Origin of the sequence: Methylophilus luteus, from assembly GCF_042676265.1 — a bacterium.
In the GTDB taxonomy this organism is placed as follows: domain Bacteria; phylum Pseudomonadota; class Gammaproteobacteria; order Burkholderiales; family Methylophilaceae; genus Methylophilus; species Methylophilus luteus.
This window is the reverse complement of the sequence record NZ_JBHTKB010000001.1, coordinates 982,717-997,029: the sequence shown is the minus strand read 5'-3', so window position 1 is coordinate 997,029 and position 14,313 is coordinate 982,717. Positions and strand designations below refer to the sequence as shown.

Below are 14,313 nucleotides of genomic sequence, written 5' to 3'. Positions count from 1 at the left end.
CCTGTCATGAACGTTGCTACAATTAAGCTGATCCAAGAAACACTTATATGATTTACGAAACACTCACATGATTTACGAAACCATAGTCACGACCTGTTCTGCACAAGGTGAAACGCATATTGCGCCATTCGGTGTGCAATGGTTCGATGGCAAAGTGATCATCTCGCCGTTCAAGCCATCTGCCACCTTGCAGAACATCCTTGAAACCGGGCATGCCGTATTGAACCTGACCGATGACGTGCGCGTATTCGCAGCCGCCATCGCCAAAAAAGCCCAGTTTGCCACCTTGCCGGTGGCCGCCGGCTGTGTACGCCTGCAAGATTGCCTGACTCATCATGTATTAAAGCTGGATCAGGTCGAAGAAGATGAAGTGCGGCCCAGGCTGACGATGAGCGTGCTGGAAAGTGCCTTGCACGGCCCGTTCATGGGATTCAATCGTGCCCAGGCGGCAGTGATAGAGCTGGCTGTCCTGGTCAGCCGCCTGCATATGCTGCCGGTTGAAAAGATCACCCAGGAGATGCAATACCTGCAGATCGCCATTGATAAAACCGCTGGCGAGCGCGAGCTGCAAGCCTGGCAATGGCTGGTCGATAGCGTCAATAACCATCTGGCACGCCTAAGCGGCCTACAACAGGCCTAAGCCATATGCAAGTGCTGGTAAGTGTCAGTTCAGTCGCTGAAGCGCAGATGGTATTGTCAGCTGGCGTGCGCCTGATAGACCTGAAAGAAACTGCCTATGGCGCACTGGCGGCGCTGGATATCCCGCTGTCTGCAGCTATGGTTGCTGCCGTCGATAGTTACCGGCAGCAACACCCACAAGCCGGCATCATCGTCAGTGCCACCATAGGTGATGATTGCAGCTCAGCCGAGGCGCTCAGTGAGCTGATCCAATCCAGGCTGGATATAGGGGTGGACGTGATCAAGCTACCGCAAACCATTTGGGCGAATGCGGCATATACAGCGGTGATAAAGGCATTCCTGGCCCAACGGGTGAAACTTATCGCCGTGCTGTCCGCCGATCATCTTTCCGGCACAGCAGCTGTCAGCACTATGCTGCAGGATCTCGCCTCTGCGCGTTACTGGGGGGTGATGATAGACACCATACAAAAATCACAGGCCGTAACAGCATTGATCAGTCTCGATCTGCTGGGGTTTTTTGTCCAATCGGCAAAAGCACACGGCTTATATGTCGGCCTGGCGGGCGGGCTACAGCTGGCGCAAGTGGATAGCCTAGCCGATCTGTCCCCGGATTATCTGGGCTTTAGAAGCGGTTTATGCCTGAATCAGCGCCGGGAACAGCCCTTGATTAAAGAAAAGTTACATCTTGTCACGGCAAAAGTGTCGGCATTTTGTTGAATATTGCCTCAAAGCCAATAAATACTTGATTCGAGTGCTGGTGAGGGTTGCGTCAAAGTTACGCTTTGCGTATAGTTCAACTTGTAAGTCTTTTCAAAGATGTGGCTATTAAAGCCTATAATAAAGGAGTCAATGAATGAAAAAGAATTTTTTGAGCTTGGCAATTGCTTCTGCATTTGTATTAGCATCGCAAGTTGCGCAAGCTGAAGACATGTACCGTGGCGCATGGTACGTAGTGCCAGGTGCAACATACATCAACACCGACAATGATCTTGAGGCTGACAATGGCCGTGGCGGTTTCCTGTCTATCGGTAAAGAAATCAGCGAACACTGGGATATCCAGGGTCGTCTGGGCCATACCCGTTCTGATGAAGATACCGGCATTGCTGGTGCAAGTGGTAAATACAAACAAACAGCTTTAGGCCTGGATGCTTTATATGTATTCAGCCGCGAAAAATTCCGCCCATTCCTGTTAGCAGGTATCGGTGCGGCACGTAACGATGTTGACTACAGCAATGCTGGTTTGTCTGACAAAGCCAACACTTCATGGATGGCAAACGTTGGTTTGGGCGCACAATATTTGTTTAGCGATAAATTTGGTATCCAAGCAGATGTACGTCACCAGTGGAGCCGTGCTGATGCACGTAATGCTGCTCGTACAGTTGATGCAGATGGCACTATCGGCAACACTCTGGTAAACCTGGGCGGTATCTTCCGTTTCGGCGCACCAGCACCAGTAGTTGAAGAGCCAACACCAGCACCGGCACCGGAACCAGTAGCAGCCGCTGAGCCAGCACCAGCACCGGTAGCACCAGCACCAGCACCAACTTGCAAACCACAAAACGAAGTAGTTACCGTCAGTGCTGAAAAACTGTTCGGCTTTGATAAAGCTAACCTGCGTGAAGAAGGTCGTAAAGTTCTGGAAGAAACTGCAGCCAAGATCAAGGCTAATCCAGAAATCACTGCTGTGATCGTAACTGGTCATACTGACCGTATCGGTACAGATGCTTACAACCAGAAATTGTCTGAGCGTCGTGCTAAACAAGTTTCTGACTACCTGATCGCTCAAGGTATTGATGGCGGTATCATCACTTCCGAAGGTAAAGGTAAATCTGAGCCAGTAGTACAGTGCGAAGGTAAAAAAGTATCCAAAAAACTGATCTCTTGCCTGCAACCTAACCGTCGCGTTGAGATCCGTGCTGAAGGTACCAAGCAACTTGGTTGCCAGTAATTAGCACTTAGTCTTGCTAAAAGCCACGCAAATGCGTGGCTTTTTTTACGTCTGTGCCTGGCAGCGGGTACAGCTGCTACTTGCCTCGGTTATAATTCAGACATGAGTGACTCTCAATTTATTATTAAGCCACGCTGGGTGATCCCCATGGATGGCAAGCAGACCACTCTGGAACAGCACGCCGTATTGGTAGATGCCGGAAAGATAGTGGCTATAGTCCACAAGAACGAGATACCGGAATGGGCCAGCTACTGGTCTGTGGTTGATTGTTCCCGCCACGCACTTTTGCCTGGATTGATTAATCTGCATGCGCACAGCAGCATGAATCTGCTCAGGGGTTATGCCGATGATCATGCTTTAATGCCCTGGCTAAACCAGCATATCTGGCCAGCCGAGCGGCAATGGGTGTCCAAGTCTTTTGTGCATGATGGCAGCTTGCTGGCGTGTGCCGAAATGTTGAGTGGTGGTGTGACCACTTTCAACGATATGTATTTCTTTCCGCAAGCGACCATAGAAGCGGCCAAACGCAGTGGCATGCGTGCGCACATAGGCCTGGTGGTCATGGAGTTCGCCACCAATTACGCCGCTACCGCCAACGAATATATACGCCTGGGCACTGAAGTCAGGGATCAGTACAAGTCTGACGCTGACATCAGCTTCTCTTTTGCTCCGCATGCGCCTTACACGGTAAGCGATGCCACGTTTGAGCAGATAGGTACCCTGGCAGAACAGCTGAATCTGGGCATACATACCCATTTGCACGAAACCCGCGCCGAGATCCAGCAAAGCCTGGATCAGTATGGGGTGCGGCCAGTGGACAGATTGCTTGCGGTAGGCATGCTGGGCCCCACTAGCGTGTGTGCGCATGGCGTGCATCTGCAGCAAAGTGAATTAGAGCTGCTTGCCACGCAAGGGGTGCATCTCGCGCATTGCCCGTGCTCTAACTTGAAATTAGCCAGCGGTATCGCCCCGGTTGCAGCCGCCTTGCGTGCAGGCTTGAATGTAGGCCTGGGCACGGATGGTGCGGCCAGTAATAACCGGCTGGACCTGTGGCAAGAAATGCGCACCGCTGCCTTGCTGGCAAAAGTCGCCGATGATAATGCAGAATCCATCCCCGCTTATACGGCACTGCAAATGGCCACCATTAACGGGGCGAAGGCCCTGGGCTTGCAAGAGCAGATAGGCAGTATAGAAGCAGGCAAGCAGGCAGACCTGATCGCTGTCAGGCTGGATGACCTCAACAGCCTGCCTTGTTATGACCCGATCTCACACCTGGTCTATGTGGCCGGGCGCGAGCAGGTCAGCCACACCTGGGTGGCAGGCGATCTGCGCTATCAGCGCAGCGATGAAGGCCAGGCCGTTTTCGCCGGCATAGAAACTGAAGAATTAAGGTCTATCGCATTGCAATGGCAACTGAAAATACAGTCAGTGCAATCTTGAGAGAAGTGAAAAGGAGTCATGATGGCAAACGTAGAAGCCGCTGAAGTGAATAAATTTGCTGAGCTGGCGCACCAGTGGTGGGATACACAAGGCGTATTCAAACCCTTGCACCAGCTCAACCCTTTGCGCCTGGATTATATAGACAGCCGCGCCAGCCTCAATGGCAAACAAGTGCTGGATGTGGGCTGTGGTGGCGGTATCCTGAGTGAATCCATGGCTGGCCGCGGCGCGCAGGTGACAGGCATAGACCTGGCTGAAGCCTCGTTGCAAGTGGCGCAGCTGCATGCGCTGGAATCTGCTGCGTCTGTCGAATATCGCTGCGTAGCGGTTGAAGCGCTGGCTGAAGAAAAGCCGCAATCGTTTGACGTGGTGACCTGCATGGAGATGCTGGAACACGTGCCTGACCCTGCCAGTGTGGTACGTGCCTGTGCGGCGCTGGTCAAACCGGGCGGCCACCTGTTTTTTTCTACCCTGAACCGCAATGCCAAAGCTTATCTGATGGCGGTGGTCGGTGCTGAATATATATTGAACCTGCTGCCTAAAGGCACGCATGATTACGCTAAATTCATCAAGCCTTCAGAGCTGGCGGCCTGGTTGCGCCAGTCAGGTTTAGAGCTGCAACACCAGTCAGGCGTGACTTACAACCCGCTCAACAAGCAATACAGCCTGACGCAGGATACCAGCGTCAATTACATGCTGCATGCGATTAAAGACTATTGATGCAGGCAGTTTTATTTGATCTGGATGGCACCCTGGTAGATACCGCAGCCGACCTCGGTTATGCGCTCAATTTACAGCGCCAGCGCCATGGCCTGGCTTTTCTGCCGGATGCCGCTATGCGTCCTTACGCCTCGCACGGGTCTAGGGGGCTACTGGAAATTGGCTTTGGATTGAGCCCTGAGGATCAAAGTTTTGAGGATATGCGTACCGAATACCTGGCCTTGTATACCGAGGTGTTGACCCGGCAGCCGGTGTTATTCCCGGGCATGGCCGAAACCCTTGCCGCAATTGAACAGCGCGGCTTGCAGTGGGGCATAGTGACCAACAAGCCGCGCCGTTTTACCACACCTATCGTCGAGGCGCTAGGCCTGGCAGCCCGTGCCGGTGCAGTGATCAGTGGCGATGATGCCCCAGCGCCCAAACCCTCACCGCAGACCTTGTTGCTCGCCTGCGAGCAGATGCAGTTAAACCCGGCTAGCACTATTTACCTGGGAGATGCCGAGCGCGATGTGCAGGCAGGTAATGCGGCAGGCATGACCACGCTGGTTGCCTTATTTGGCTACCTGTCAGAAACCGATCAGCCTGAGCAGTGGGGTGCCAAGGGTTATATTCAGCACCCGCAAGACTTGTTGTCCTATCTCTAAGCCTAAGTCTAAGTCTCTACATTGGTTCTGTACATCAGGTCTGTATATGGCCAAGTCAGTTAATTGCGAGCACTGCTAAGTACTGCCATCGCTGCAATATTAATATCCGCCACCAGAATACTGGCTAGCTGGCCATCGTCACCCAAGATCGGTAAAGAGACTGTGAGGCAGAAATCTTCAGTGGCGGTAGAGAGATAAATGCTTGAAATATAAGGCGCATGGGTTTCTGCCACGCGTTGGTAATATGCCTGCTGGCTACGATCTATGCCTGCACCACCTGCTTTGATCTTTCCATACATATTCGGATTTATCCAGTTGGCATAACGCTGGGTGCCGTTAGCTTCCAGCTCAAAGATCACTTCAAAGTAAGGGAATTCGGCGAAACAGCTGTCCAAGTCGTGGGAACCGGTTGAGCGGTGTGTATTCAGCAATGATTGCAGTGCTGAGAGCGCTTTTTGTTGCCAGCCGGAGTAAAACTCTTTTGTTGGCAAAATGGTCTGTGGCGGCGTGTCTTCGACCACGACGATGCTACCGATATTGGCTTTGCCGATTTTTTTGAGCTGGGCGGCCCGTTCTGCCGCGACCACGCTGTTTTCCAGAGCGCCTTGTTTACCATTGACCACGGCAATAGATACGCTAGCTACCGGGTGATCTTTGCCGTCTTCGGTGGTAAAGAATCCGCGCTCAAGATCACTGGCATCATACAGATGCACAGCCAGCGCCTGAAACTGGCTAATGATATGTAGCAAGGTATCGTTAAGGGCAGGCGCTTTGTGATCATAGATCAGCACGAAGTCATCGCCGCCTATATGTCCCACCATGACGCCAGATTTATCCTGGTATTCCTGACGGATGATTTCAGATAATAAGCGTATCATGGCGTCGCCGCGGATAAAACCGTAGCGGTCGTTATATGCCTTGAAATGATCCAGATCAATATAGATCAGTTGTGTATTGGTGTTATTACGCAGGCTGTTATCCAGCGTTTGTCTAAGCGTTGGACCGGTGGTCAGGTGGCTGAGCGGGTGCAGATTGCCGCTCGAGACTTTACGGCTGATTAACTGGGCCATGATCTCCATCGGTTGCAAGACACCCATATAGCCACCATCGTCATTGACCGTGATCCAGATATCGATATTGCCGCGTTCCAGATAAAAGATGCGCGCCAGCACGGAAGAGGGCAGCATATGGTTAATGACCTTGGGCAGCGGGTCACAGCAAGCGCCAAGACCAGTGTGTTTCTTAGAAAAAACCTTGCCACGTCTCAATACGCCCAGTGGTTTTTGCCCGTCAAGCACCACCGCATTGGCAATATCGGCATGCGCATTGAATAAACGTCTTGCCTCGGCCAGCGAGCAGCTCACATCAATGGTCAGGCCGTGACTGATGTATTCCCCGATATGAAAATCATCAGGCACATGTGAGCGGTGTGACTCATCGCGTACTGGCAGCGCGGTCACTTTGTCACTAGGCGTGCTTTGCGGATACGCAAAATAATGGCCTTGCGCATAATGCAAGCCTAAATCCTGACAATAGGTGATATCTTCTACGCGTTCCAGACCTTCCGCAATAATGGTGCATCCCAGGCGTTGGGCCATTGAAATAATGGCTTCGAGTAACACTGTGCGCACCCGGCTGCCTTGTGCCTCATGCACGATCGCGCGATCTATCTTGATAAAATCTGCCCGCACCTCGGCCAGAATGCGCAGACCGTTAAAACCAGAACCCATGTCGTCCAATGCGATTCGCAGGCCATGCCTGCGGATCTCATCACAATAACGCGCCAGTACTTCGGGGTCTGTTTTTTCACTTTCTACAATTTCGATCACAACATCACGTTTATCAATCTCCTGCTGATTCAATATCTTTAAAATAAAGTCCAGCCAGCCAGGGCTCATAATGGTTTGCGGCAGCACATTGATAAAGATAGGCTTATCGGCAGAGATGGATAGTGACTTGCCAATCAAAGCCAGTTGTTGGCAAGCCAGATCTAGTTCATGGGTACGTTTCACTTCTGCTGCCAGCGCAAAGGCTTCCATGCCATTCAGCCATTTACCCTCGGGTGTTTTCAGCCTGCATAAAGCTTCAAAACCAAACACTTTTCCGCTCTGGTTAAAATCCACAATCGGCTGATAATGCATTTGCACATAGGGTGTCAGATCAGAAAGCAGCCATGGATATTTATGCCGCGCATAAAAGGTATTGAACGGTAGCGTGGCCTGCAGCGCCTCCATCGGGCTTATCGCCTTATTATCTGCCGTCACCAGCGCCCAGGTATCGCGCAGTGTGCGTGCAGTCTCGGTCGCGATCACCCCGTCCAGAATATGCAGCAGTTCAGTTTCTGAACTGTAGCTAAATGATGAAGTATTGATTCCTGGGAAAAGTGGACTATCTGGATCAGCGTGGTTGTTGGCGTCAAAAGTATGCAGAAATAATTCCATTTAATACGACCTTGCTTTTTTATAAGTGTGGCAGACTCTAAGCGCCTTTATGATCAGACCTAGGCGTCTTAATTTTATAACGACACTGACCGGTTTTTATTAAGAGTACAAACCTAGTAAACCCTGCCTAATAAATGGTTTGCCATGATTTTTAAATCTACAGAACACATTACTTTTAAAGCACTTTTCAGCTAAAAAATCCTACATATGAATCAGTAAAAGCCTATAAAGGCGCAGTTGGATTAAAACAATAATATTTTAAGTGCCTTTAAAAGGAGAGTTTGATGAATGAAGACATTGCAAAAGATGACTGGAAACAGTTGGCTGGCAGAATTAAAGCCAAATGGGGCAGGCTGACCGATGATGAGATTCAGGATTCAGAAGGTAATACAGATTATTTGATAGGTAAATTACAGGAAAGATATGGCCTGGCGCGGGAGCAGGTTGAAGAAAACCTCAGGGATATCGGCTATCCCTAAGCGGGCATTAAAACATCTAGCATTGCCTGTGTATGCAACAAATCGCATAGCTAGACACGTACCCAGGCCAACTATATCTAGCCATATCATGGCCACATGAAAAACCGCCAGCGCATTACACGCTGGCGGTTTTTTTAGTCCACACGATTAACGGGTGTTCGGTGTGGCGCCGGTTGCAGTACACTGGCTACCGGATGCCATTTGGCCGTCTATGGTAGTACAGGTGTTATTGGTAGCCGGAGGCACAGTAGAGGTATTGCTTCTGGCCCTGGTATCGCGGTTTGCAGGGTCTACCCGGTTGATGTCTTTACGCACCGGTGCGGGGTTGTTCTGGGTCTGTCCAGCAGGAGCGGCAGGTTGATTCGGGTTTACGCCAGTCCGGTTAGTCGTTGACCCATTCGGTACTACCGAGCCATTGGCACCTGCATTACCGTTTACATCGACACCCACGCCGGCCGCACCAGCGTTACCGCCAGCGCCTACGCCTACACCATTGGCACCGGCATTGCCGCCAGCACCCGCGCCTACGCCAGCCGCACCAGTGTTACCACCAGCACCAGCACCGACTCCGGCCGCACCAGTTGCCCCGCCTGCCGCGCCACCTGCCCAGGCAGTCGAAAGCTGTAATGACCCCAGCAGTAATACACTCACGAAAGGTAAAGATAATTTTGTTAGTTTCATCACCGCTCCTTGTTTATTTATGATGGATCTTCACAAAAAACCAGTTGTTCACGCCGGATTTGAACCGGGTTAAGCAAACAGCTGCAACATACAGTGAAGAATATGATGATCAATATAAGGAGTTACAGCCGCCTGGGTTATCGGCTGTTGCTTAAATCTGTGTAGGAATCGGTTGACCACTGGCGTGTGCCAGCAAACAGAATGGAAGTTCTAAGTGACGAACTTGCGTTCCAGCAGTGCGGTAGAGAGTGTGCCGCTATCTACATATTCGATCTCGCCGCCCATAGGCAAACCACGGGCGATGCGGCTGACTTTGATGCCCCTGGATTTCAGCATCTGCCCTATGTAATGGGCGGTGGCTTCGCCTTCAGAAGTAAAGTTTGTCGCTAATATCACTTCTTCAACCAAGCTGTCCTGCGCGCGTTTGAGCAGTTTATCCAGGTGTATATCCTTGGGGCCTATGCCATCCATGGGCGACAGCTTGCCCATCAGCACAAAATACTGGCCCTGATAGCTGCGCGTGTTTTCCAGCATCATCAGGTCGGTGGGCATTTCAACCACACACAGGGCAGATTTGTCGCGCTGGCTGTCCTGGCACAGGCTGCACACTGCATGCTCACTGAAATTATTGCAGTAATCGCAATGCGCCAGTTTATCCAGTGCCTGTTGCAGACTGGCGGCCAGGCGTTGTGCGCCTTCGCGGTCACGCTGCAGCAGGTGGTAGGCCATGCGGGTGGAGGATTTAGGACCAACGCCCGGCAGGCAGCGCAGGGCGTTGATCAGTTGTTCCAGGACTGCCGGAGAGTTCAAGCGATGACCTTGTGTTTAGAACGGTAATTTAAAACCGGCAGGCATCATGCCACTCATCTTGGCAGACGAGGTGGCTTCGGCTTTGGCCTTGCCATCTTTGAGGGCGATCAGGATCAGGTCTTCCAGCGTTTCCTTGTCATCCATGGCTGCATCGTCTATCTGTATGCGCTTGACGTCGTTGCTACAGGTCATGGTGATCTTGACCATGCCATTGCTGGCTATGCCTTCCACTTCGGTTATCGCCAGCTCGGCTTGCGCCTTTTGCATATTGGCTTGCATCATCTGGGCCTGTTTCATCATATTGCCCATGCCACCTTTCATCATCGTATGCTCCTAAGTTTGATGTGGTTAATGTAGAGGTTTGATCGAGTTGGGCACTATGGTCGCACCCATTTCTTGCATCAGGCCTTGCACAAAGTGGTCGCTCAGAATGGCGTCTTTGGCCTGGTCCTGCAATTCTGCTCTTTCTACTGCCATTTGCCTGGCTGGCGTGTTGGCTTCCTGGCCGACCTGTATGGTCAGTTTGATGCGGCGGCCAAAATGGCTATTGAGGGCGCTGTTCAATTTATCCAGGTAGTTAGTGCTGGCCAGATGCTTGTGCGCGTCGCCTATGCGCAGCACCATGGTGTCTGCATCAAAAGAAACTAACTCGCAGTTTTGCGCCAGTGCGCGCACCAGGCCCAGTTTACTTAAATGGTTCTCGACCAGGCTGCGCCAGTTGCCATCCCATGCCAAGGCTGTGGCTGCAGCAGGTATTTCACTTGTTTCGGCCAACTGGGAAGGTTCTGCTTGGGCGGTAGTTGCCGCTTCTGCCACAGGCGGGGCCACTGGCACTGCCGGCGTGACCTCTATCGTCGCTTCAACTGCCATGGCAGGCGCTGGCGCAGCAAACGCGGGTGCTTGTACTACAGGGGCAGCCTGTACCATAGCGGCTGCCGGTTCAGCCGCTGGCTGACGGCTCTGGGCCAGGGCGGCGCGTGCGCCACCAGCGGCGCTGGCTGACCTAGTGTTGCTTTCATTAGAATTGCTATTGCCAGCCGGGGCCGCTGAGGCAGGCGCGGTTGAAACCGGTGCCATGGCATCTGTTTTGAATGCCAGCATGCGCAGCAGGGTCATGGTGAAACCGGCATAGGCATCCGGTGCCAGGCCGATATCGCGGTGACCGAAGATAGCGATCTGGTAATACAGTTGCAGCATCTCGGCTGTCAGTTGCGATGACAGGTCTAGTAGGGTCTGCCTTTCCGGGTGGTCATCGGCTATCGCCTGCGGGCTGTGCTGGGCGATGGCCAGCAGGTGCAGCAAGGCGGCCAGGTCTTTCAAGGCACTTTCAAAGCCTATGCTGCGTGAATCCATTTGCTGCGCAATATTGAGCAGGGCAGTGGCGTCACTGTTGATCAGGGCGCGCAATAACTCATACAGGTAACTTTGGTCGATAGCCCCCAGCATGCTGCGCACATCGGTTTCGCGCACAGACTGATTACCATAGGCGATCGCCTGGTCAGTCAGTGACAGCGCGTCACGCATGCTGCCATTGGCGGCACGCGCGATCAGTTGCAGGGCTGGTGCTTCAAAGGTGATCTGTTCCTGGCCCAGGATATCCTGCAAGTGCGAGGTGATGGTGCTGCTCGCCATCTGCCGCAGATTAAACTGCAGGCAGCGGGAGAGTATAGTCACCGGTACTTTTTGCGGGTCTGTGGTGGCAAGGATGAATTTAACGTGTGCCGGCGGCTCTTCCAGCGTTTTCAGCATGGCATTGAACGCTTCTTTGGTCAGCATATGCACTTCATCTATCATGTAGACCTTGAAGCGGCCGGAGGAGGGCGCATAGATCGCCTGTTCCAGCAAACTGACCATATCGGCGATGCCGCGGTTAGAGGCAGCATCCATTTCTACATAATCTACATAGCGGCCGATATCGATCGCGCGGCAGGCATCGCATTCACCACAAGGGATAGCGGTGATGCCGGTCGCACAGTTGAGTGACTTGGCCAGTATGCGCGACAGCGTGGTTTTACCGACGCCACGCGTGCCGGTAAACAGGTAGGCATGGTGTAGGCGTTGCTGGCTCAGCGCGTTGCTTAATGCTTGCACTACATGGTCTTGGCCGACCAGGTTACTAAAGGATTTTGGGCGCCATTTACGCGCCAGCACTTGGTAAGACATTGCGGTCTCTATTGATTAAATATCATGAAGCCAAACCAATACTTTAGCCTAAATTGCCTGCTCATGCGCACATAGTTACAACTAAATGATACCGGCAACACAAGCAAGAATCCGGAGGATGGCGATGTAGAATCCGGCAGGATGGTATCAAAGTCTGGCAGGATGGCAATACAGAAAGGGGCGAGCCCAACCCCCGGCACTTGCTTGACAGTTGTGGCTGCTTGCTTCCGCATCTGACCAGGTTGGCTATCTTACAATGCGGGGAGGCCCGCCGGCGCTATTGTAACGCAAAACCAGGCCGGCATGGCTTTGTTTTTTTGAAAGCTGCTTGTTTAAAACGGCAGGCGTCACAATTCAAAAATGACACGCAATCTGCCTTCTTATGGCCACATTAAATCGCTGCTGCGCATTGCACAATAGGCCATATTTTTCAGTGACTGTGTGCGGTAGACTAAATTATGGCAACCCAGGGAACATCCATGACTGCGTCGGAGATCGCGCGCGAAACCATCAAGCAGATGGCGGTGCGCCGTGTGGAGCCTACGCCGGACAATTACACACAGATCTATCTCGAAGTTTCAGGCAAGCCTGCCAAAGAGGATGCTGCATCAGCCTTGCGCAAGGCATTGAAGCAGTTACCGCATGACTCCATGGAACAGACCAACTGGGTGAACCGTTGGGAAAAAGTGCTCAAGCAGGATAACTGGCAAGGCCTGGGTGAGCTACTCAAAGAAGCCATGCAGCAGCAGCTCAGTCACTCCACTAAATGGCCTAAAGCGATACGCACGCTGATGCAGGGCTGGGATGATAAGCGCAGCGGCATGGACCTCGCCAGAAAGCGCGAGATGCTGGAACGCGTGCTGATCAATTTTGGCAATGACGACACCCTGTCTGACAAATTGCTGGGCATGGCGAATAACTGGTTACCGGCCGACGCCAGGGTAGAAGGCATCCCGGTGCCCGAGTTAAAAGAAGTGGCCAGCCCGGCTGCACTGCCCGCAGCGATAGAACCACTCAGCAAAGACGAATTACCCAGTGAAGTGCAGCAGTTTCATGGTGCATTCACTATTCTGCAGACCCTGCTCAAGCAGACCCTGCAGCTAGGTCTGATCCCGCGTCTGGAAGGTTATCCTGACCTGCAGGTAGAAGCCATCGCCGTGCAGGAAAGCACAGAACGGGCGAAAAAAGTCAAAGAGTGGGAGGCGCTGGCCAAGTCGCTCAAAGCCTTGCTGATGCGCGTGGAAGTGATAGGCGCGAAAGAAGATGATGTGCGCGGCGATATCATAGACCTGCTGCATCTGCTGCTGTCTAACATAGGCGAGCTGGTGGCTGAAGATAGCTGGTTGAGCGGCCAGGTCTACGCGGTGCAATCCATCATCAGCGGACCGCTGGACCGCGCCAAACTCAAGCAGGCAGAAAAAAGCCTGAAAGAAGTGATCTATAAACAGGGCTTGTTGAAACATAGCCTGATAGAAGCGAGAAATTCGTTTAAAACCCTGATCAGCTCATTTATAGACAAGCTGAAATACATGGGCGAGGCCAGCGAGCTATATAGCGGCAAGATAGAGACTTATGCCCAGGAGCTCTCGCAGACTGATGACCTGATCAAGATCAATGAACTGGTCACCCACCTGATGCGTGATACCTCTGTCATGCAGACTGATATCCTGCGCTCACGCGACGATCTGCTTAACCAGCAACGGGTCGCCAGCGATACCCAGGCGCGCATCCTCAAGTTGCAGGACGAGTTGAGCCAGTTAAGTGAAGTGGTGCGTATAGACCAGCTCACCGGCGTGCTGAACCGGCGTGGTATGGATGATGCCTTTGCTACCGAAATCGCCCGTTATCAACGGGGTGGTGAGTCGCTGAGCGTGGCGCTGCTCGATATCGATAACTTTAAATTACTGAATGACCAGCACGGCCATGCCGCCGGTGATAGTGCTTTGAAACACCTGGCTGGCGTGGTCAAGCGTACCGTACGCCCCACCGATATCGTCACCCGCATGGGCGGCGAAGAGTTTGTGGTTATTTTGCCTAATACCGGCCTGGATGACGCGGTCATCACCATGAGCCGTTTACAGCGCGCACTCACCAAGGAATATTTTCTAGGCAACAACCAGAAATTGCTGATCACCTTCAGTGCCGGCGTCGCCCTGTTTCAAAAGGAAGACGATGTCAGCTCTATATTGCTGCGCGCCGACCAGGCCATGTACCTGGCCAAAAAGAGTGGCAAAAACCGGGTGATGACCGAGATAGACCTAAAGCTTAGCCAGTCCTGATTCTGCTTTTCATCACCTCGCCAGTAGCTTGCCAGCTGCCAGTCAGCTGCAACGGCTGCTGGCATTTCC

Annotated in this window: 13 protein-coding genes and 1 other RNA gene; 8 read left to right on the top strand and 6 right to left on the bottom strand. The window is 52.4% G+C overall.

Features of this window, described 5'->3' with window-relative positions; genetic code table 11:
* Positions 1 to 67: 67 nt before the first annotated feature.
* The 6 genes from ACFQ1Z_RS04480 to ACFQ1Z_RS04455 all read left to right on the top strand — a co-directional run bounded on the left by ACFQ1Z_RS04480 (position 68) and on the right by ACFQ1Z_RS04455 (position 5,391).
* On the top strand, positions 68 to 640 hold the full coding sequence (locus tag ACFQ1Z_RS04480; protein ID WP_379055953.1) for a DUF447 domain-containing protein: 573 nt from the start codon (positions 68 to 70) through the stop codon (positions 638 to 640).
* 5 nt (positions 641 to 645) lie between these two features.
* Positions 646 to 1,356: a (5-formylfuran-3-yl)methyl phosphate synthase gene (locus ACFQ1Z_RS04475; RefSeq protein ID WP_379055952.1), complete on the top strand. Its 711-nt coding sequence runs from the start codon at positions 646 to 648 to the stop codon at positions 1,354 to 1,356.
* 136 nt (positions 1,357 to 1,492) lie between these two features.
* Positions 1,493 to 2,587, top strand: a complete 1,095-nt coding sequence (locus ACFQ1Z_RS04470) for an OmpA family protein (protein WP_379055951.1) — start codon at positions 1,493 to 1,495, stop codon at positions 2,585 to 2,587.
* Between the two features lie 102 nt (positions 2,588 to 2,689).
* The gene (locus ACFQ1Z_RS04465; protein WP_379055950.1) at positions 2,690 to 4,027 is read left to right on the top strand and encodes a TRZ/ATZ family hydrolase; all 1,338 of its coding nucleotides are present in this window, start codon (positions 2,690 to 2,692) and stop codon (positions 4,025 to 4,027) included.
* 21 nt (positions 4,028 to 4,048) lie between these two features.
* The gene (gene ubiG, locus ACFQ1Z_RS04460) at positions 4,049 to 4,747 is read left to right on the top strand and encodes a bifunctional 2-polyprenyl-6-hydroxyphenol methylase/3-demethylubiquinol 3-O-methyltransferase UbiG (RefSeq protein WP_379055949.1); all 699 of its coding nucleotides are present in this window, start codon (positions 4,049 to 4,051) and stop codon (positions 4,745 to 4,747) included.
* Entirely contained in the window at positions 4,747 to 5,391 is a 645-nt protein-coding gene (locus ACFQ1Z_RS04455; protein ID WP_379055948.1) for an HAD family hydrolase, read from the top strand. The genes ubiG and ACFQ1Z_RS04455 overlap by 1 nt, the downstream gene beginning before the upstream one ends.
* A 59-nt stretch (positions 5,392 to 5,450) precedes the next feature.
* On the opposite strand, the gene ACFQ1Z_RS04450 is transcribed toward ACFQ1Z_RS04455, so the two are convergent.
* Entirely contained in the window at positions 5,451 to 7,832 is a 2,382-nt protein-coding gene (locus ACFQ1Z_RS04450; RefSeq protein ID WP_379055947.1) for an EAL domain-containing protein, read from the bottom strand.
* Between the two features lie 284 nt (positions 7,833 to 8,116).
* Here ACFQ1Z_RS04450 and ACFQ1Z_RS04445 point away from each other — a divergent pair, with 284 nt between their 5' ends.
* On the top strand, positions 8,117 to 8,311 hold the full coding sequence (locus tag ACFQ1Z_RS04445) for a CsbD family protein (protein WP_379055946.1): 195 nt from the start codon (positions 8,117 to 8,119) through the stop codon (positions 8,309 to 8,311).
* A 147-nt stretch (positions 8,312 to 8,458) separates the two neighbouring features.
* Here the strand turns inward: ACFQ1Z_RS04445 and ACFQ1Z_RS04440 are convergent, their stop codons facing one another.
* The 5 genes from ACFQ1Z_RS04440 to ffs form a co-directional block, all read right to left on the bottom strand.
* Positions 8,459 to 8,992 carry a hypothetical protein gene (locus ACFQ1Z_RS04440; protein WP_379055944.1) on the bottom strand — a complete coding sequence of 178 codons (534 nt, stop codon included), beginning with the start codon at positions 8,990 to 8,992 and terminating at the stop codon, positions 8,459 to 8,461.
* Between the two features lie 210 nt (positions 8,993 to 9,202).
* On the bottom strand, positions 9,203 to 9,802 hold the full coding sequence (gene recR / locus ACFQ1Z_RS04435) for a recombination mediator RecR (protein WP_379055943.1): 600 nt from the start codon (positions 9,800 to 9,802) through the stop codon (positions 9,203 to 9,205).
* Between the two features lie 15 nt (positions 9,803 to 9,817).
* On the bottom strand, positions 9,818 to 10,126 hold the full coding sequence (locus ACFQ1Z_RS04430) for a YbaB/EbfC family nucleoid-associated protein (protein WP_379055941.1): 309 nt from the start codon (positions 10,124 to 10,126) through the stop codon (positions 9,818 to 9,820).
* Between the two features lie 24 nt (positions 10,127 to 10,150).
* Positions 10,151 to 11,965, bottom strand: a complete 1,815-nt coding sequence (gene dnaX / locus ACFQ1Z_RS04425; protein WP_379055940.1) for a DNA polymerase III subunit gamma/tau — start codon at positions 11,963 to 11,965, stop codon at positions 10,151 to 10,153.
* A gap of 176 nt (positions 11,966 to 12,141) precedes the next feature.
* An RNA gene (gene ffs, locus ACFQ1Z_RS04420) (signal recognition particle sRNA small type) lies at positions 12,142 to 12,238 on the bottom strand.
* Positions 12,239 to 12,444: 206 nt separating this feature from the next.
* Between ffs and ACFQ1Z_RS04415 the strand changes: the two genes are divergently transcribed.
* Positions 12,445 to 14,244: a diguanylate cyclase gene (locus tag ACFQ1Z_RS04415; protein ID WP_379055939.1), complete on the top strand. Its 1,800-nt coding sequence runs from the start codon at positions 12,445 to 12,447 to the stop codon at positions 14,242 to 14,244.
* The last annotated feature ends 69 nt before the right edge of the window (positions 14,245 to 14,313 follow it).

Coding starts and splice junctions, on each gene's coding strand:
- ACFQ1Z_RS04450 (WP_379055947.1), bottom strand. CDS start 7,832: ATGGAATTATTTCTGCATACTTTTGACGCCAACAACCACGCTGATCCA.
- ACFQ1Z_RS04465 (WP_379055950.1), top strand. CDS start 2,690: ATGAGTGACTCTCAATTTATTATTAAGCCACGCTGGGTGATCCCCATG.
- ACFQ1Z_RS04480 (WP_379055953.1), top strand. CDS start 68: ATGATTTACGAAACCATAGTCACGACCTGTTCTGCACAAGGTGAAACG.
- ACFQ1Z_RS04440 (WP_379055944.1), bottom strand. CDS start 8,992: ATGAAACTAACAAAATTATCTTTACCTTTCGTGAGTGTATTACTGCTG.
- ACFQ1Z_RS04415 (WP_379055939.1), top strand. CDS start 12,445: ATGACTGCGTCGGAGATCGCGCGCGAAACCATCAAGCAGATGGCGGTG.
- ACFQ1Z_RS04470 (WP_379055951.1), top strand. CDS start 1,493: ATGAAAAAGAATTTTTTGAGCTTGGCAATTGCTTCTGCATTTGTATTA.
- ubiG (WP_379055949.1), top strand. CDS start 4,049: ATGGCAAACGTAGAAGCCGCTGAAGTGAATAAATTTGCTGAGCTGGCG.
- ACFQ1Z_RS04475 (WP_379055952.1), top strand. CDS start 646: ATGCAAGTGCTGGTAAGTGTCAGTTCAGTCGCTGAAGCGCAGATGGTA.
- dnaX (WP_379055940.1), bottom strand. CDS start 11,965: ATGTCTTACCAAGTGCTGGCGCGTAAATGGCGCCCAAAATCCTTTAGT.
- ACFQ1Z_RS04430 (WP_379055941.1), bottom strand. CDS start 10,126: ATGATGAAAGGTGGCATGGGCAATATGATGAAACAGGCCCAGATGATG.
- ACFQ1Z_RS04445 (WP_379055946.1), top strand. CDS start 8,117: ATGAATGAAGACATTGCAAAAGATGACTGGAAACAGTTGGCTGGCAGA.
- ACFQ1Z_RS04455 (WP_379055948.1), top strand. CDS start 4,747: ATGCAGGCAGTTTTATTTGATCTGGATGGCACCCTGGTAGATACCGCA.